The 17,425-nt window shown below is 68.1% G+C and carries 13 protein-coding genes; 4 read left to right on the plus strand and 9 right to left on the minus strand.

The window, feature by feature from the left end; genetic code table 11:
• Positions 1-336, plus strand: a 336-nt coding sequence (locus tag HEQ75_RS20000; protein ID WP_209318668.1) for a transposase, incomplete at its 5' end; no start/stop codon positions are given.
• A 162-nt stretch (positions 337-498) separates the two neighbouring features.
• Here HEQ75_RS20000 and HEQ75_RS20005 read toward each other — a convergent pair.
• The 3 genes from HEQ75_RS20005 to HEQ75_RS20015 form a co-directional block, all read right to left on the minus strand.
• Positions 499-3,588 carry a PAS domain S-box protein gene (locus HEQ75_RS20005; RefSeq protein WP_168033891.1) on the minus strand — a complete coding sequence of 1,030 codons (3,090 nt, stop codon included), beginning with the start codon at positions 3,586-3,588 and terminating at the stop codon, positions 499-501.
• Between the two features lie 638 nt (positions 3,589-4,226).
• Positions 4,227-5,327: a cyanuric acid amidohydrolase gene (gene atzD / locus HEQ75_RS20010; protein WP_168033892.1), complete on the minus strand. Its 1,101-nt coding sequence runs from the start codon at positions 5,325-5,327 to the stop codon at positions 4,227-4,229.
• Positions 5,327-6,895: an ABC transporter substrate-binding protein gene (locus HEQ75_RS20015; protein ID WP_168033893.1), complete on the minus strand. Its 1,569-nt coding sequence runs from the start codon at positions 6,893-6,895 to the stop codon at positions 5,327-5,329. Before HEQ75_RS20015 ends, atzD begins: the two co-directional genes overlap by 1 nt.
• A 94-nt stretch (positions 6,896-6,989) precedes the next feature.
• On the opposite strand from HEQ75_RS20015, the gene HEQ75_RS20020 reads away from it, so the two are divergent.
• The 3 genes from HEQ75_RS20020 to HEQ75_RS20030 are packed head-to-tail and all read left to right on the plus strand — an operon-like array spanning position 6,990 to position 10,699.
• Positions 6,990-8,372, plus strand: a complete 1,383-nt coding sequence (locus HEQ75_RS20020; RefSeq protein WP_168033894.1) for an amidohydrolase family protein — start codon at positions 6,990-6,992, stop codon at positions 8,370-8,372.
• Positions 8,373-8,382: 10 nt separating this feature from the next.
• On the plus strand, positions 8,383-9,684 hold the full coding sequence (locus HEQ75_RS20025) for an NtaA/DmoA family FMN-dependent monooxygenase (RefSeq protein ID WP_209318669.1): 1,302 nt from the start codon (positions 8,383-8,385) through the stop codon (positions 9,682-9,684).
• A 10-nt stretch (positions 9,685-9,694) separates the two neighbouring features.
• Positions 9,695-10,699 carry an aldo/keto reductase gene (locus HEQ75_RS20030; protein WP_168033896.1) on the plus strand — a complete coding sequence of 335 codons (1,005 nt, stop codon included), beginning with the start codon at positions 9,695-9,697 and terminating at the stop codon, positions 10,697-10,699.
• A 105-nt stretch (positions 10,700-10,804) separates the two neighbouring features.
• On the opposite strand, the gene HEQ75_RS20035 is transcribed toward HEQ75_RS20030, so the two are convergent.
• The 6 genes from HEQ75_RS20035 to HEQ75_RS20060 form a co-directional block, all read right to left on the minus strand.
• Entirely contained in the window at positions 10,805-12,493 is a 1,689-nt protein-coding gene (locus HEQ75_RS20035; protein ID WP_168033897.1) for a putative 2-aminoethylphosphonate ABC transporter permease subunit, read from the minus strand.
• Complete coding sequence (locus HEQ75_RS20040; protein WP_168033898.1) at positions 12,486-13,592, minus strand: ABC transporter ATP-binding protein; 1,107 nt, start codon at positions 13,590-13,592, stop codon at positions 12,486-12,488. The genes HEQ75_RS20035 and HEQ75_RS20040 overlap by 8 nt, the downstream gene beginning before the upstream one ends.
• Before the next feature lies 1 nt (position 13,593).
• The gene (locus tag HEQ75_RS20045) at positions 13,594-14,625 is read right to left on the minus strand and encodes a putative 2-aminoethylphosphonate ABC transporter substrate-binding protein (RefSeq protein WP_168033899.1); all 1,032 of its coding nucleotides are present in this window, start codon (positions 14,623-14,625) and stop codon (positions 13,594-13,596) included.
• 110 nt (positions 14,626-14,735) lie between these two features.
• Complete coding sequence (locus HEQ75_RS20050; RefSeq protein ID WP_168033900.1) at positions 14,736-15,461, minus strand: class II aldolase/adducin family protein; 726 nt, start codon at positions 15,459-15,461, stop codon at positions 14,736-14,738.
• Positions 15,454-16,443, minus strand: coding sequence for an ABC transporter ATP-binding protein (locus tag HEQ75_RS20055; RefSeq protein ID WP_168033901.1), 990 nt, complete (start codon positions 16,441-16,443; stop codon positions 15,454-15,456). The genes HEQ75_RS20050 and HEQ75_RS20055 overlap by 8 nt, the downstream gene beginning before the upstream one ends.
• On the minus strand, positions 16,440-17,411 hold the full coding sequence (locus HEQ75_RS20060) for an ABC transporter ATP-binding protein (RefSeq protein ID WP_168033902.1): 972 nt from the start codon (positions 17,409-17,411) through the stop codon (positions 16,440-16,442). The genes HEQ75_RS20055 and HEQ75_RS20060 overlap by 4 nt, the downstream gene beginning before the upstream one ends.
• Positions 17,412-17,425: the final 14 nt, after the last annotated feature.

Here is a 17,425-nt window from a genome sequence, read left to right on the forward strand (position 1 = left end):
CCGCCAGAACTCGACCTGCACCTGATCCTCGACAACTACGCCGCCCACAAGACCGAGGCCGTGAAGCGATGGCTCGCCCGCCATCCTCGCTTCCATGTCCATTTCACGCCCACCAGCGCGTCCTGGATCAACGCCGTCGAGGGCCTATTCGCCACGCTGACCAAGCGGCGGCTGAAGCGCGGCGTCTTCCGCTCCGTCATCGAACTGAACCAGGCCATCCGCGCCTATCTCGACGCCCACAACGCCGACCCGAAGCCCTTCCGCTGGACCGCACCTGCCGACACCATCATCAGCAAGCACCAGCGCGGGAAACGTCTGCTGGAATCACTCCACTAGTGCATTTTCAAGCCTTGCCGCTTCGCAAGGCGACACGGAAAATGCGTCAAGACAATAAGCCGGAGCCGTTTCACCGTTTTTGCTTGCGGTGAAACGACTTTAGCCCGGGTTGTTCACGCGCACTGGCCCATGCCGTGCTGGAGCACTATGCGTTCAGATGAATCAAGGCTCATTTCCTTCGTCCTTGACAGCAAGAGCCTCGCGGATCTTCGCCGCCAACTGTTCCCGCCTGTAGGGCTTGCTAAGCAACTTGACGCCCTTGTCCAATCGTCCGTTATGGACAATGGAATTCTCCGTATAGCCGGACGTGAACAGGACTTTCAGGTTTGGCCTGCCCCGTCGCGCCGCTTCCGCAAGGTCTCGTCCCCCCATGCCCCCGGGCATCACGACATCGGTGAAAAGCAGATCGATTTCGTGGGTCTGGCGCAGGATCTCAAGGGCCGCGGCGCCGGTCGATGCCTGCATGACCCTGTATCCCAGCAACTGAAGCTGCGCGATGACATGCGCACGAACCGCGGCATCATCCTCGACGACCAGAATGGTCTCAGTACCACCCGTCACCCGAGGCCCGGCACGGCGTGTCACGATTCTCTCTTGCTGCGCAAGGGAGCGCGGGAAATAGATCTTGATGGCGGTTCCTTCCCCCAATTCGGAGTAGATCCGGATATGGCCGCCGGACTGCTTGACGAAGCCGAAGACCATGCTCAGCCCGAGGCCTGAACCCTTGCCCGCCTCCTTTGTGGTGAAAAAAGGCTCGAAGACACGGCCCACAATTTCCGGCGGGATTCCGTGGCCGGTATCGGTGACGACAATCACCACATATTGTCCAGGCTTGACATCCGGCTCCAGGGAAACATAGTCCTCGTCAAGCAGGGCATTCGCCATCTCGATGGTCAGATTACCGCCTTCGGGCATGGCGTCTCGGGCATTCACGGCAAGGTTGAGGATGGCCGACTCAAGTTGCACCGCATCCGCCTCGATATTCCACAAGCCGCCGCTGCCGGCGATCTTGATATCGATGCTTTCGGGCAGGGTCCGCCGCAACATGTCCGCCATGCCCTGGATCAGCATCGCAACATCAAGGACCCTGGGTTCGAGTGTCTGTCTTCGAGAAAAGGCGAGCAGGCGATTGGTCAATTCAGCTGCCCGTTCGGCTGCATCAAGAGACATCCTGGCCAGTTTCTGCAAATGGGGCAACCCGCCCAGATCCTCTTCAAGTGCCTCCATGTTGCCAAGAATGATGGTGAGCAGGTTGTTGAAGTCGTGCGCAACACCGCCTGTGAGTTGACCAACCGTCTCCATTTTCTGCGATTGGCGAAACCTGTCCTCGAGCAATTTCTGTTCCGTAATATCGGTCATCGCTCCGAGGACACGACGCACCTTTCCCTGGTTGTCGTGCAGGGCGAAGGCATGATCCGAGACCGTCGCCCAGCTGCCATCGGCACGTCGAAAGCGATACTGCTCACGCAGGACCTTGTCCCTGCCCGCCATCAGGCGCTCGAGCGCTGCATCGACGCGCGCCGCGTCGCCGGGGTGGATGTGCTTGCGCCAAACCGTCGGCACTGATCCGGAGGGGTCCGTCGCATGACCGAAAATCTCGCTTAACCCCTCGCTCCACCACAGCCGGCCGCTTGCCACGTCCAAATCCCATATGGCACTGCCTGCCGCCTTGGTTACCAGACGGAAGCGCTCCTCATTCGCCCGTAGCAGCCGTTCCGTCTGCTTCCGGGCGGTGATATCCCGCTCGACAGCGATCCAATGGGTGAACCAGCCGGAATCGTCCGCCAGCGGCACGATATCCAGTTCCAGCCAGAATTCCTCGCCCGACCTGGTGTAATTGATGAGCTCGGCGCGAACCGGTTGCCATTCCTCCAGGGCTTTTCGGATCCGGTCCAGTTCGCTTCGCTCTGTTTTCGGCCCCTGCAGGATTCGCGGGGTCTGACCAATGACCTCCTCGCGTGAAAACCCGGTCCGCCGTTCGAAGGCATCGTTGACATAAACGATTTTCGGAGAATCCGGCGCGTCGATCGGCTCGGCCTCGGTGATCAGCAGGATATCGTTCAGCCGCGCGACGGCCGCCTCGAGAAGCCGGAGTTGCGAGTCTCGGGCGCGCTGTTTCGTCACATCATGAAAATACACCGCCAAACCCGCCGGGGTGGGATCGACACTGATCTCGAACCAGGCTTCCAGCCGCGGGTTATATTCCTCAAAGCGAACCAACCGGTTCTCGCACAGCGCCAGTTCAAACTGCCGCTTCATGTTCTTCGCGGCATCAGGAAACGCCTCCCAGGCGACGCGTCCAAGCAGATCGCCCCGCCCTTTCTGCAGAAGCAGCTCGGCCTTGCTGTTGACGAAGGTGAATCGCCATTTGTCATCCAGCAGATAGAAGGCATCGGTCATGCCTTCCAATGTCCGGTGCAGCCGGACCGACAATGCCGCCGCCTCGTCCCTCACCGCCATCAGATCGGTGACATCCTGAAAAGCGCCTTCAGCGGCGACGATCTCCCCAGCCTCGTTGCGCATCGGTTCGCCGAGCACATGCACCCATAACAGGCGCCCCTTCGCGGTTTCGATCTGAAGGGTCTCATCAAAAGGGCACCCTTCCGTTGCGCAGGCCCTGAATTGCGCGCGAAGACCTTCGCGGTGCTCCGGGATGAAATAGGTGATCGCCTGGTCCAGCGTAGGTTGGGTTCCTTCGGGCTCGTCATGGATTCGCGCCGTCTCACCCGACCATTCGAGGCGGCTCGTGGCGATATCGTAGCGCCAGCCGCCGATCTTCCCGATCTTGCCGACCAGTTTCACGAGCCTCGCCTGGCGCAACAGCTCCTGCTCGGCCTCATTCCGTGCCAGTTCGGCCTGCCGGAGATCCGTAATGTCCTGCACCGTACCGGTCGTGAACAGGGGCTCGCCCCCCTCATTCGTCAGGATTTCGGCGCGTTCCACCACCCACTTGACCTTTCCTGCCGGCGTGACAATCCGGTGCTCGAAGAGGAAAGGGCCGCCGCGTGCGAGCCAGTCTTCACGCGCCTTCAGGAAATCCCGCCGATCATCCGGATGGATCAGGTTGAAGAACGCTTCCTCCGTTCCTTGAAAATCCTCACGGCCGATCTCGAATATGGAGAAGACCATCTCGCTCCAGGTGAGCAGGTTCTGGACGAGATCCACTTCCCAGCTGCCGAGCTTCCCGACCTGTTGCGCGCGCACCAGCTGCTGTTTCGCGTCGCGCTCGGAGAGACTGTGCCGATCGATCATTGCGATCATCCTGTGCGACGCTCAGCCCGGGATTGTTAAAATGGCACCATTGGTCGAATTTCAAGATGACTGGTTAACCGAAAAGGCGCAGAGGTGGATGGATGGCGGCTGGCGATGGCGCGGCAACGCGGAGATCACGCCAACACGGTCCGACGATTGCAGCGCACCTCGCGCGACGTCGCACGCCTGGGTCGCGAAATCCGGCCGTCAATCAGCGCCTTTCAGCCGCCTCTCGCGCGCCAGCAACCGGAAGCGTGTCATCTGCGCCGCGATTGAGTGAAGCGCATTGTGTGAAGTGGACGCAAGCCGGCGCGGGTCCATGAACCGCGGCCGGCCAAGACAACGATCAAATCCTGGACCGGAGGTCTCGCGCTTGCGGCTGTTCGGCCGCGGATTTAGCCTGCGGCGCCGGAAGCAGCCGCGTGCTGCGGCCGTGCCCGCCGCGCTTGGCGCTTCCCCGCCGCGGCGAAGGCTGGCCGCGCGAGAACCTGCCCGATCGGCGCATACGGCTGGCCATGAATGCGCCATGGTGGCGCCCTCCTGCGCGAACCCTCGCCGGGGCCGCCTGCCCGCATCCCCAGGCCGCGGGCCGGCGTCAGGCACCAACCCCGCACCGACATCGCCATGACCGAGGCAGGTTAGCCCCGCGCGATCACCGCAATGGGCCCGCCGCCTTCCGGCCCCTGATGCTCCGCGCCGCCGGAGACGAACAGGTCGGTGCGGCCGACCGCCGCCGCGATCACGCCGCCGACCAGCGCGCGGGCGTGGCGCGTGGCGTTGATGTCGCTGTCATCCGCCATGATGTGCCGCCGGCCGCGGATCAGCCCGGTGGGGGAAGGCTCCGCCTTGGCCAGCACCGCGACCAGCCGCGCCGTCTCCGCCAGCTGGCCGCCGCCGGGATCCAGCCCGGCGCCGCGCAGCGCCTGCTGCACGGCGGGCAGCGCGATAGCGTCCGGCATCACCGCGTGGGCGATGCGCAGGTCACCGCCCCAGCCGGGCGCCTGGCCCATCACCACCACCTCGTTGCGCAGCAGCTCCACGCCGGCGGAACAACTGGCGCGGGCGGAGAACAGCGACCAGTCGGCGCCGACCACGGCGTCCGACAGCGCCGCCTCCGGCACCTCCCCCAGCGCCAGCGCCACGCCGAGGGCCGAGGCGCCGCGTGACAGGGCCATGGAGTGGTAGGTGTCCTCCGTCGCCACCGTGGCGCCGCGGGCGCGCGCGGCGGCGATGCGCGCGCTGGTCAGCAGCGGGCATTTCACCTGCACATAGTGCACGTCCGCGGCGTTCTCGATTCCGGCCTGCGCCATGGCGGCACGCACCGCCACGGCGGTGGCGTGGATCTGCGCCATGCGGCCCAGCGCCTCCGGCACGAAATCCGCGGTGAAGGCGGTGCCCAGCGCCAGCGCGCCGCCCGGCGTCGCCGCCTCCGCCTCCTCCACCGCGAACACCAGCAGATGCGGCGAGAGACCGCCTTCGGTGCCGCCGGACATCACCATGGCGATGCGCGCGGCCACCGCCTCCGCCGTCAGGCCGAGGCGCGGCGCCAGCATGTGGCACAATGCCTCCACCGCATAGGCGCGGGTGAAGTCGTTGACGCAGCCATTGCCCTCAGTCTTGCCGAGGATGGCGACGATGTCCGACGCCCGCACCACCCCGGCATCGATCAGCGCGGCCACCGCGGCGGCATCGCCGGGATGGCGGGTGGGAACCAGAAAGACGCTGGCGCGGCGTGGCATCAATTGCCGGCGGGCTTCATCGACATGGCGTAGGTTTCCTCGTCGTTCCGCGCGATGACCTCCACATTGCGGCGCGACGCCCAGATGTTCACCTGGTGGTGCAGCGGGATGATGGCGTGGTCGGCCATGGCGACGCGCGTCGCCTGGCGGTACAGCTCCTCCCGCGCCGGAACGTCGATGGTGGTCAGGGCGCGTTCCAGCAGCGCGTCGAAGGCCGGGTTCGCGTAGAGGGAGCGGTTGGAGGTGCCGCGGCCGCGTTCGCGGTTCGGCGTCGCGATCAGCCCGACCATGGGGCTGTCCGGCTCGCCGGTGCCGGTGCCCCAGCCCGACAGGCCGATGGGGAATTCGTTGCGGGCGGAGCGGCTGAAATAGACGTTGGAGGGCATCGCCTGCACATCGGCACGGACGCCGATGCGCGCCCACATCTGCGCCACCGCCTGGATGATCTGCTCGTCATTCACGTAGCGGTTGTTGGGGCCGGCCAGCAGCACGCGGAAGCCGTTGGGGAAGCCGGCGTCCCGCAGCAATTGCTGGGCGCGGGCGGGGTTGAAGGGCGCGGGCTTCAGCGTCGGGTCGTGGCCCATCACGCCTTCGGCCAGGAACTGGCCGGAGGGCGAGGCGTGGCCGCCCATCACCCGGCTGACAATGGCATCTCGGTTGATGGCGATGGAGAGCGCTTCCCGCACCCGGTTGTCGCGCAGCGGGCTGCGGGCCAGCTTCTCCCCGTTCGGGCCGGTGACGCCGGGCGGCTCGTCATGCGCGTGGTTGAGATAGAGGTAGATGTTGCGCAGCGCGGCGCGGCTGGCGATGCGGATGTTCGGGTCGTTCTTCAGCGTGTCCACGTCGCGCGTCGAGACCGCGTCGATCGCCTGCACGTCGCCGGCGCGCAAGGCGGCGATGCGGGAGGCATCATTGGCGATGACGCGGTAGTTCACCCGCGCCCAGGGCTGCGCCGGCCCCCACCAGGCGGGGTTGCGCTGCATCACCGCTTCCGTGCCCGGGGTGTAGGAGACCAGGCGATAGGGGCCGGTGCCGATGGCGGCGCGGCCATTGTTGAAATCCGCCGTGTCGATATCCGTGCCGAACTGCCGGCTGATGATGGAGATGCCGCTCATCCAGTTGGGCACCAGCGGGTTCGGCGCGGCGGTGTGCATGCGGATCGTATGCGAATCCACCACCTCCAGCCGCTGCACCTGGCGGGTGTAGATGGTGAAGCTGCCGGGGCTGTTCCGCACATTCGGCACGCGCGCGAAGGTGGAGACGACATCCTCCGCCGTGAAGGGCGTGCCGTCATGCCAGGTGACGCCCTGCCGCAGCTTGAACTCCCACACGGTGGGGCTGACGGAGGTCCAGCTTTCGGCCAGGCCCGGGCGCAGCCGGAAATCCTCATCCGTGCCCACCAGCCGGTCGAAGATGTGCTTGTTCAGCGCGTTGTTGGGCGTGAGGGTATGGTAGTGCGGATCCATCGAGGTGAAGGCCCCGCCGACGCCGATGCTCAGCGTCTGCGCGGAAGCGCCCGCCGTCGCGACGAAGGCCAGGCAGGTGGCGGCCAGCAGGGTCTTGCGCATGGGTCTCTCCCCGGACATGCTTCTGCGGCGCATCGTATTGTTCGCACAATCCGGCCGCAACCGCCTTGTCATGCAACCGGGGAAAGCCGCACCGATGGATTTGCTCGTCACCGATGCAGTCATCGTCACCCAGGATGCAGAGCGCACGATTCTTGATCGTGGCGCGATCGCCATCCGCGGCGACCGCATTGCCGATATCGGGCCGACCGGGCGGCTGGAAGCCGCGCATCCGGACCTGCCCCGCCTGGCCGGTCGGGGCAAGGCGGTGCTCCCGGGCTTCGTCAATGCCCATACGCATACGATCCTGACGGTGCTGCGGGCGACGGTGGAGGATTGGTCCGGCAACGCCGTCTACGGCTACATGTCCCCGGTCTCCTATACCATGACGCCGCATGAGCGCGCGGTGATGGGCATGCTCGGCATCGTCGAGGGCATCCGCTCCGGCACCACCACCTTCGTGGATCCGTTCCGGCACGTGCCGGATTATGCGGACGCCATGGCCTCGCTGCGCGTGCGCCTGGTGCTGAGCGAGAACTGCGCGGATGTGAACACGCTGAAGATCCGCCATGGCGACTGGTCGCAGGACCCTGCCTTCGGCGAGGGGTTTCTCGAACGCACGCGCGCGGGCATCGCACGCTTCCACAACACGCATGAAGGCCGCCTGCAGATCCAGATCGCCGCCCATGCGACGGACAATTGCACGCCGGACTACCTGGAGAAGCTCACGGACCTCGCGCGCCAGCACAACATGCCGCGCACCATCCACCTGGCGCAGTCGGTGGAGGAGGTGCGGGTGATCCGCGAGAAATACGGCTGCACGCCGGCGGAGTACCTGGCGCGGCATGGCTGGGCGGCGCCCGATGTGGTCGGCGCGCACTGGACCTACCTGACGGAGCGCGACATCGCGCTGCTGGGCGAGCGCGGCATGCAGATGGTGCACTGCCCGGCCAACGGGTCCCGCCGCGGGCCGCATCCGGTGCTGGCGAAATCCATCCGCCGCGCCGGCATCAACATCTGCTTCGGCACCGACAACATGACGGAGGACATGTTCCACGCCATGAAGATCGGCCTGATCGTGCATCGCGGCGCGGAGAACAGCCAGGGCACGGAGCCGCAGCCGGAGGACATCTTCGACAGCTGCAACCGCAACGGCGCGCGCAGCATCGGCCGGCTGGACGACATCGGCAGCCTCGAGGTGGGGAAGAAGGCCGACCTCACCCTGCTCAACCTCAACACCCCGGCGCTGCGACCAATCACCAACCTGATCGGCAACATCGTGCATTACGGCCATCCCGGCACGGTGGAATCGGTGATGGTGGATGGCGAATTCGTGCTGCGCGACGGCAAGCTTCTGGTGGCGGATGAGATGGCGCTGCTGGAGGAAGCGCAGGCGGTGACCAAGGCCGTCTGGGCGCGGATGCTGGCCAACAACCCGGACCTGCCGCCGCCGCGCAAGCTCACCTGGCTGGATGCGTGAGGCCGCTTCCATGAAGAAGATGCACCTCGTCGCCTACATGAAGACCGGGCCGAGTGCGAGCTACCCCGGCGGCTGGCGCCACCCCACGGCCACGCTGCACGATCTGTTCGAACCCAGCCGCTACGAACACATCGCCCGCGTGCTGGAATCCGCCTGCTTCGATGCCTGCTTCTTCGCCGATGGGCTCGGCCTGCCGGACAATTACCGCAACCACTTCGCCGATTACGCGGGGCGGGGCGGGCAGACCAGCATGCTGGACCCGATGGTGGTGCTGCCGCTGATGGCGCGCGTGACCTCCCGCCTCGGCCTTGGCGCCACGCTCTCCACCACCTTCCACAACCCCTACAACCTGGCCCGCGCGCTGGGCTCGCTCGACCTGCTCAGCAAGGGGCGCGTTGCCTGGAACGTGGTGACCACGGCCCGGGAGTTCGAGGCGCAGAATTGCGGCCCCGACTCCCTGCCGCCGAAGGACACGCGCTACGATCGCGCCGACGAGATCCTGGAAGCCTGCTGCGCGCTGTGGGATGGCTGGGACGCGGATGCCCTGGTGCTGGACAAGGCCAGCGGCGTCTTCGCCGACGCCACCAAGATCCGCTATGCGAATTACGTCGGGCAGCATGTTTCCTCCCGCGGGCCGCTGTCCATTCCGCGGTCGCCGCAGGGGCGGCCGGTCATCATGCAGGCGGGGTCTTCCGAACGCGGACGCAGCTTCGCGGCGCGCTGGGCGGAGATGATCTTCTGCTCGCCCGCCACCAAGGCCAATGCGATCGCCTACCGGTCGGATATCCGCGGCCGCATGGCCGCGATCGGGCGCGATCCGGATGAATGCGCCGTGCTGCCGACGCTGCAGCTGGTGCTGGGGGAGACGCCGGCGATCGCGCAGGAGAAGGCGGCGCTGTACGAATCGCTGGCCGATCCCGAGCTGGTGCTGGCCGCCAGTTCCTGGGCCGTCGCCGCCGATCTCAGCCTGCTGGAGACACCGGAGGCGATCGAGGGCCAGGGTGGCAACCAGGGTGTCCAGGGGCATCGGGACCGCATGATGCAGGTGGCGAAGGCCAAGGGCATCAGCTTCGCCGAGGCGGTGCGCCGCCCGCGCGACCTGACCGCCGGCACGCCGGCGATGATCGCCGACATCATGGAGGATTGGTACCGCTCCGGCGCCTGCGACGGCTTCATCCTGCCGCCCACCACCTTCCCCACCAGCTTCGAGGAGGTGGCGACGATGCTGGTGCCGGAATTGCAGCGCCGCGGCCTGTTCCGCACCGCCTATGCCGGCGCTACCCTGCGGGAGAATCTGCGCCAGCCGGGATGAGGACACACCGATGCACTACCGCAACATGGGCCGCCATGGCCTGCGTGTCTCGCCGCTGTGCCTCGGCGCCATGATGTTCGGCGGCGCGACGGATGAGGCCACCAGCCGCCGCATCATCGACACGGCGCGCGGCCAGGGCATCAACTTCATCGACACGGCGGATGCCTACAACAATGGCGCCTCGGAGGAGGTGGTGGGCCGCGCCATCGCCGCCGACCGCGCCTGGTGGGTGCTGGCGACGAAGCTGGCCAACCCGGTGATGCCGGGGCCCAACGGCGGCGGGCTGTCGCGCCTGCACATCATGCTGGCGGTGGAGGCCAGCCTGAGGCGGCTGGCGGTCGATTGCATCGATATCCTGTATTGGCACAAGGAAGACCACGGCACGCCGCTGGCGGAATCCGTGCAGGCGATAGCGGACCTGGTGCGCGCCGGGAAGATCCGCCATTTCGGCGTCTCCAACCACCGCGCCTGGCGCGTGGCGGAAATCTGCCGGCTGTGCGACCTGGCGGGCATCGACCGGCCGGTGGTCAGCCAGCCGCTCTACAACGCGCTGAACCGGATGGTGGAGGTGGAGCACCTGCCGGCCTGCGCCGAGCTTGGCCTGGGCGTGTTTCCCTATTCGCCGCTGGCGCGCGGCGTGCTGACCGGCAAGTACAAGCCGGACACAGCCCCGCCCGAGGGCACGCGCGCGGCGCGGCAGGACAAGCGGATGATGGAGACGGAGTGGCGGCCGGAAAGCTTGCGCATCGCCGAACGCCTGGCGGCCCACGCCGCCACGCGTGGCATCTCCGCCGGGCAGTTCGCGCTGGCCTGGGTGCTGCACAACCGCCTCGTCACCGGCGCCATCGTCGGCCCGCGGACCGAGGCGCATTGGGCGGATTATGTCGGCGCGCTGGACTACGCATTTTCGGGTGAGGACGAGGCGCTGGTCGATGCGCTGGTCGCGCCCGGGCATCCCTCCACGCCCGGCTACAACGACCCGGCCTATCCGCTGGAAGGCCGCGTACCGCGGTAGCGCCTAGAGCGATATGCGTTCAGATGAAATCCTCTGAACGCACTTTTTGCTCTAGATTCAATGGCTTCTAGAGCACGAGCTACGTTCGAGTGAACGCAGAGTGCTCTAGCGCCGGCGCCAGCGCTGCGTCAGCCTTTCCACCAGCCCGCCGCTGGCCAGTTGCAGCAGCTTCACCGAGCAGGTGACGGCCAGGATGGTCACCGCCATGGCGGCGGCAGCGCTGGCCTGCCCGGCCTCATCCATGTGCACCACCGCGACCGAGGCCGGCTTGGTGTCCGGGCCATAGAGGAAGATCACGGCGGAGACCGTCGTCATCACATTGACGAAGGCGTAGACGGCGATGTCGAGGATCGCCGGCAGGCAGATCGGCACGGTCACCCGGCCGAAGGTCACCACCGCCGGCACCTTCAGCGAGGCGCCCACCGCCTCGAACTCCGGGTCCAGCTGGCGGATGGCGGTGGCGGCGGTCAAGTGCATCACCGTGTAGAAATGCACCATCCCGTTCAGCACCAGGATGGCCAGCGTGCCGTAGAGGAAGCCGAACGGGTTGGCCGGGTGGTTGAAGAACAGGATGAAGGCAAGCCCCAGCACCAGCCCCGGCACCGCCAGCGGCAGGCCGGCGATGAAGCGCACCGCATGGCCCAGCTTGCCGCCCGGCGCCCCGCGTTCCAGCAGCCAGGCGGTGGTGAAGACCAGCGCCGTGCCGCAGACCGCCGCCGCCAGCGCGATGCGCACGGAGGTCCACAGGGCCGACCAGCCGGCGGTGTCGAAGCGGTCGAAATCGTAATTGTTCAGCGTCAGCGTCAGGTTGTAGGGCCAGAACGTCACCAGTGAGCCCCAGATGGCCACGCCGACGATGCCGACCAGCGCGGTGGAAACCAGCAGGCAGAGGGCCAGCAGCGGCAGGTCGCGGGCGCGGCGCGGCTTCGGCACATAGGGCACGGCGCGGCCGGAAAGCGTGCCGGCGCGCTGGCCATCGGCCCAGCGGTCAAGCAGGAAGGCGCCGATCGCCGGCAGCAGCAGCACCAGGCCGACCACGGCCCCCATGTTGAAGTTCTGCAGCCCGACCACCTGCTTGTAGACATCCGTGGCCAGCACCGGGAACTGCCCGCCGATCACCTTCGGGATGCCGAAATCCGTCACCACCAGGGTGAAGACGACGACGCTGGCGGAGACCAGCCCGTAGCGTGCCACCGGCAGGGTGACGGTGGCGAAGATGCGGGCGCGGCCGGCCTTCAGCACCTCCGCCGCCTCGTACAGCCGCGCATCGGCGGTGGACAGCGCCACGGCCAGGATCAGCGCGGCATGCGGAAAGCAGTAGAAGACCTGCGCGGCGACGATGCCCGCCGGGCCGTAGATGCTTTCACCGAACAGCAGCACACGCAGCATGCCCTGGTTGCCGAACAGGTAGATCAGCGCCAGCGCCGGCAGCAGCGAAGGCGCCAGCACCGGCAGCAGCATCACCGCGCGGAAGATCCCCTTGCCGGGGATGCAGGACCGCGTCAGCGCGTAGGCGAAGCCGAAGGCCAGCGGCACGACGATGATCGTGGTCAGCGCCGCGGTCCAAAGGCTGTTCCAGGCGGCGATGCGCAGGCTCGGCGTCGCCACATAGGCGACGAAGTTGGCGAGGCCGACGAAATGGCCATCGGCATCCTCGAAGGCCCGCAGCAGCAGCGTACCGAGCGGCAGCACCAGCCCCAGCAGCAGCACCGCCAGCGCCAGCAGCAGGCCGAGCCGCAGCAACCGCTGTTCCAGCGGCACCTGCACCCGGACGGGCAGAGCGAGGTCAGACATCCTGCGGGAAGACCAGCAGGCGGTCCTCGGGCAGCGCCGCCATCACGTCGCTGCCCACGGCCGGCACCAGGGAGGGATGCACATCCGCCTCCAGCCGCAGCCGGCCGGCTTCCAGCGAGACGCGGCAGATCGGGCCGAGGAACTCGACATGCGTGACCTGCGCCACGAAATGCCCCGGCAGCGCCTGCGCCTGCGGTCCCAGGCGCACATCCTCCGGCCGGATATAGGTGCTGACCTGGGTGCCGAAGAGCAGGCCGCGCGTGGCCGGGCAGGGCAGCACCAGGCCCTCCGCCCGCAGCATCCCCGGCGTGGCGTCCACCACCGCGTCGAAATGGCTGCTGCGGCCGACGAAGCCGGCGACGAAGGCGGTGGCCGGGTGGCGGTAGATCGCCTCCGGCGTGCCGATCTGCTCGATCCTGCCGCGGGACATGACGACGACCCGGTCGGAGACGCCCATCGCCTCCTCCTGGTCATGCGTCACCATCACGGTGGTCACGCCGAGCCGGCGCTGCAGGGCGCGGATTTCCTGGCGCAGATGCAGGCGGACAATGGCGTCCAGCGCCGAAAGCGGCTCGTCCAGCAGCAGCAGGCCGGGTTCGTTGGCCAGGGCGCGGGCCAGTGCCACGCGCTGCTGCTGGCCGCCGGAAAGCTGCGCGGGGTACTTCGTCGCCTGGTCGGCCAGACCCACCAGGGTCAGCAGTTCCGCGACGCGCTGCTGGCGGCGGCTGCGCGGCCAGGCCTTGCCGCGCAGGCCGTAGGCGATGTTCTCGGAGACATTGAGGTTCGGGAACAGCGCATAGGATTGGAAGACGATACCGAAATCCCGCGCGCTGGGCGGCAGGCCGGTGATGTCCCGCCCATCCTGCACGATGCGCCCGCTGGTCGCCGGGTCCAGCCCGGCGATGGCGCGCAGCAGCGTGGTCTTGCCGCAGCCGGAAGGGCCGAGGAAGGAAACGAATTCCCCGGCGCCCACCGTCAGGCTGGCCCGCTCCAGCGCCCGGAAGGTGCCAAAGCTCTTGGAGACCTGGTCCACCACCAGGTAGGGCGCAGGCGCCGCCGCAAGGGCGGCGCCGGGCGCTTCGGCCAGCCCGGCGCTCATCTCAGTTCCGCGGCGCCGACTTGGCGTCGAAGCGGCTGGACCATTCGCGCAGGATGGCGTCGCGGCGCAGCGCCACGTCGCGGAAGTTCTGGCTGACCAGGCGCTGCTCGAACTCGGCCGGGTAGTTCTGCACCGCCGGCTGCACGCCCGGCAGGGCGACCAGCGCGTAGTAGCGGCCATAGAGCTCCATCGCCTGGCGGCTGACGGCGAAGTCGGCCAGGCGCTTGGCGGCTTCGGCGTTGCGGCCGCCCCGGATCAGGGCGGTGGCTTCCAGGTCGAAGCCGACGCCGTCGGTCGGCACGATGATCTCGATCGGCGCGCCCTGGTTGCGGAGCGTCACCGCGCGCATGTCGAAGGAGATGCCCATGCCGTATTCGCCGCGGGCGGCGTTGTTGCAGGGGGCGCTGCCGCTGTGGGTGTAGACCTGCATGTTCTCATGCAGCTGGGTCATGTAGGTCCAGGCCGCGTCATTGCCCTGCGCGCCGAGCCAGCCGGCGACGGTGAGGAAGCCGGTGCCGGAGGAGGCCGGGTTCGGCATCACGATCTGGCCGCGATAGGCCGGCTTCAGCAGGTCGGCCCAGGTGCTCGGCCGCGGCAGGTTACGCTGCTGCGCCACCACCGTGTTGAAGCAGATGGCGGAGACGAAGGCGTCCATGCCCGTCCAGGTCATCGGGCTGCGGTCGGAGCGGAAGTTCGAGCGCAGCGCCTCGGCGCCCCGCGGCGTGTAGGGCTCCAGCATGTCCTGCGCTTCCATCTGAAGCAGCGAGAAGACCGAGAGGCCCCACACGATGTCGGCGCGCGGGTTCTGGCGCTCGGCGATCAGGCGGGCGGTGATGATGCCGGTGGAGTCGCGCACCCAGGCGATCTCGATCGACGGCACCGCGGCCTCGGCGGCGCGCTTGAAGGGGGCAAGCTGCTCATTCTCCAGCGCCGTGTAGACCGTCAGCCGGGTGCGCTGCTGCGCCTCGGCCGCGGGGGCGGCGATGGCGCAGCTCAGCGCGAAGGCGGCGGCGGGAAGGGTGCGACGGAACATGCGGCGTTTCTCCTGGCGGGACTTCGCCGGTTGATGGCGCAGCCGGAATGGGCCGTCACGTTACCTTTTGATGGCGCTGCCCGCTGGCCCCTTGGCGCCGCGCCCGGCCGCTACAGCGCCGCCAGTTCCTCGGCCAGCCAGGGGCGGGCCGAGAGGGCGCGGCGCAGGTAGTGGTCCCAGCGCAGCGCCAGCACCTTCTCGGACAGCAGGAAGCGCTTCGCCTCCGCCGCCGTCGCGTCATCCACCTGGCGCAGCGGCCGGCCGCAGGCCGCCGCCATGGCCCCGAGCTGGATGCGGCAGGCCTCGTCCAGCATGATGGCGCAATGCACCGCCTCGCGCACGCTGCGGCCGACCACCAGCGTGCCGTGGTTCACCAGCAGCAGCGCGCGGCGAGAACCGAGCGCCCGGGCCAGTTCCACGCCGGTCTCCTCCGTGTCGACGATGCCGCCATACGCCGCATGCAGCGCGCAGTCGCCGTGGAACATCAGCGCGGACTGGAACAGCGGCAGCAGGTCGCAGCCGGTCGCGCCCAGCATCACGGAGGCCGGGCTGTGGGTGTGGATGACGCAGCCGATATCGGGCCGCGCGCGGTACAGCCCGGTGTGGATGACCAGGGAGGGGTTGATCCGGCCGGGGCCGGCGAGGACGCGCAGGGCCATGTCGGCATTGTGCAGATCCGCCGCGCGCACCTCCTCGAAGCCCTGGCCGTAGCCGTGGCACCAGAAATTGTCGGCGCCGGGGGCGCGGGCGGTCAGGTGCCCGGCGATGCCGGCATTCTGGCCGTGGAGGTCGAGGATGTGGTAGGCGGCCAGCACGTCCCGCTTCAACTCATCCATGCGTCACCTCCGGGATCAGGTTCGCGCCCTCGGCGATGCGCAGGCAGGCGGCCTGGTGCGTCGCCTCCCCCCGCACGGCGCGCAGTTCCGGCGCCATGGTGCTGCATGCCGGTGCGGCCACCGGGCAGCGGCTGGCGAAATGGCAGCCGGGCGGCAGGGCGATGGGCGAGGGAATCTCGCCTTCCAGCACATGCCGGCGCAGCACCGCCTCCGGGTCCGCCGGCAAATGCGCGGACATCAGCGCCTGCGAATAGGGGTGCGCCGGCTGCGCGAAGACCTGCGCCGCCGGCGCGTATTCCACCACGCCGCCGAGATACAGCACCATGATGCGGTCGGAGATCAGCTTCACCGTGCCGAGGTCGTGGCTGATGAACATCATCGCCGCCCCGGTTTCCGCCTTCAGCGTCGCGAGCAGGTCCAGGATGCCGGCGCGCACCGACAGGTCGAGCGAGCTTGTCGGCTCGTCCAGCACGATCAGCTTCGGCCGCGTGGCGATGGCGCGGGCGATGCACACACGTTGAAGCTGGCCGCCGGACAGTTCCGCCGGGAAGCGCGTCAGCAATTCCGGCGTCAGCCGCACGCGCTGCGCCAGGTCCTCCGCCGCGTCACGCCGCTCGGCGCGGGAAAGCTTCGTGTGCAGCAGCAGCGGCTCGGCGATCAGCGCGCCGATGCGGATGCGCGGGTTCAGCGCGCTCCACGGGTCCTGGAACACCATCTGCATCTCGGCGCGCAGCCTGCGGCAGGCGGATTCCGGCAGATGGGTGATGTCCTGGCCCTGGAAGCGGACGCGGCCGGCGGTGGGCTTCAGCAGGCGGATGACGGCACGCCCGATGGTGGATTTGCCGGACCCGCTTTCCCCCACCACGCCCAGCGTCTCGCCCGGGTTGATGGAGAAGGACACGCCGTTGACGGCATGCACGATGCGGCCGCCCTGCGCCGGGAAGTGCTTCCGCAGATCCTCCACCTGCAGCACGGGCGTCATGCCGCCACCCGGTGGCAGCGCGCGACATGCCCCTGCCCCAGCGCCACGTCCGGCGGCGGCTGCGCGCAATCCGCGCCGGCCCGCGGGCAGCGGTCGCGATAGGCGCAGCCCTCCGGCAGGCGGAACAGGTTGGGCGGCGGGCCGCCCACGGTGCGCGCGGCGCCGAGTTGCAGCCGTTCCGGCGTCGCGCCGATCAGGTTGGCGGTGTAGGGGTGCGACGGGCTGGCGAAGACGCGGCGCACCGGCCCGCTTTCCACGATGGCGCCGGCATACATCACCGCCATCGCGTCGCAGTAATGCGCCACCACGCCCAGGTCGTGGGTGATGACCATGGCGCCGATGCCGGTGCGCCGCACCAGGTCGCGCAGCAGGTCCAGGATCTGCGCCTGCACCGTCACGTCCAGCCCCGTGGTCGGTTCGTCCGCGATCAGCAGCCGCGGTTCGTTCATCAGCGCCAGCGCGATCAGCACGCGCTGCGCCATGCCGCCCGAAAGCTCATGCGGCCAGGCGGCCATGCGCCGCGCCGGGTCCGGAATGCCGAGCGAGGCCAGCATCTCCACCGCGCGGTCCCGCGCCGCGCGCTCGCTCACCTGGCGATGCGCCCGATGGATGCGGATGAGCTGGTTGCCGATGCGGGTCAGCGGATCGAGCGAGGATTTCGGGCTCTGCACCACCAGCGCGATGTCGCGGCCGCGCAGCGCGTTCACCTGCGCCTCGGGCATCGCCAGCAGATCCTGGCCCTGGAACAGCGCGCGGCCGCCGACGACACGGGCCGGCGGGCGCAGCAGGCCCATGATGGAGGTGGCGGTCAGCGACTTGCCGGCGCCGGTCTCCCCCACCAGGCCGAGGACCTGCCCGGCCTCCAGCGTGAAGGAGACGCCATTGAGCGCACGCGCGACGCGGATCTGGTTGTCCAGGTCGCGCGAGATGAAGTGGGTGTGCAGGTCTTCGACCGATAGAAGCGTCACCGTGCGGCCGCCTT

The organism is Falsiroseomonas selenitidurans, assembly GCF_012103215.1.
In the GTDB taxonomy this organism is placed as follows: domain Bacteria; phylum Pseudomonadota; class Alphaproteobacteria; order Acetobacterales; family Acetobacteraceae; genus Falsiroseomonas; species Falsiroseomonas selenitidurans.

What these genes read in the sequence shown, in the direction of transcription:
- HEQ75_RS20050 (WP_168033900.1), bottom strand. Translation starts at nt 15,461, where the DNA reads ATGGATGAGTTGAAGCGGGACGTGCTGGCCGCCTACCACATCCTCGAC.
- HEQ75_RS20005 (WP_168033891.1), bottom strand. Translation starts at nt 3,588, where the DNA reads ATGATCGATCGGCACAGTCTCTCCGAGCGCGACGCGAAACAGCAGCTG.
- HEQ75_RS20025 (WP_209318669.1), top strand. Translation starts at nt 8,383, where the DNA reads ATGAAGAAGATGCACCTCGTCGCCTACATGAAGACCGGGCCGAGTGCG.
- HEQ75_RS20030 (WP_168033896.1), top strand. Translation starts at nt 9,695, where the DNA reads ATGCACTACCGCAACATGGGCCGCCATGGCCTGCGTGTCTCGCCGCTG.
- atzD (WP_168033892.1), bottom strand. Translation starts at nt 5,327, where the DNA reads ATGCCACGCCGCGCCAGCGTCTTTCTGGTTCCCACCCGCCATCCCGGC.
- HEQ75_RS20040 (WP_168033898.1), bottom strand. Translation starts at nt 13,592, where the DNA reads ATGAGCGCCGGGCTGGCCGAAGCGCCCGGCGCCGCCCTTGCGGCGGCG.
- HEQ75_RS20015 (WP_168033893.1), bottom strand. Translation starts at nt 6,895, where the DNA reads ATGCGCAAGACCCTGCTGGCCGCCACCTGCCTGGCCTTCGTCGCGACG.
- HEQ75_RS20045 (WP_168033899.1), bottom strand. Translation starts at nt 14,625, where the DNA reads ATGTTCCGTCGCACCCTTCCCGCCGCCGCCTTCGCGCTGAGCTGCGCC.
- HEQ75_RS20020 (WP_168033894.1), top strand. Translation starts at nt 6,990, where the DNA reads ATGGATTTGCTCGTCACCGATGCAGTCATCGTCACCCAGGATGCAGAG.
- HEQ75_RS20055 (WP_168033901.1), bottom strand. Translation starts at nt 16,443, where the DNA reads ATGACGCCCGTGCTGCAGGTGGAGGATCTGCGGAAGCACTTCCCGGCG.
- HEQ75_RS20035 (WP_168033897.1), bottom strand. Translation starts at nt 12,493, where the DNA reads ATGTCTGACCTCGCTCTGCCCGTCCGGGTGCAGGTGCCGCTGGAACAG.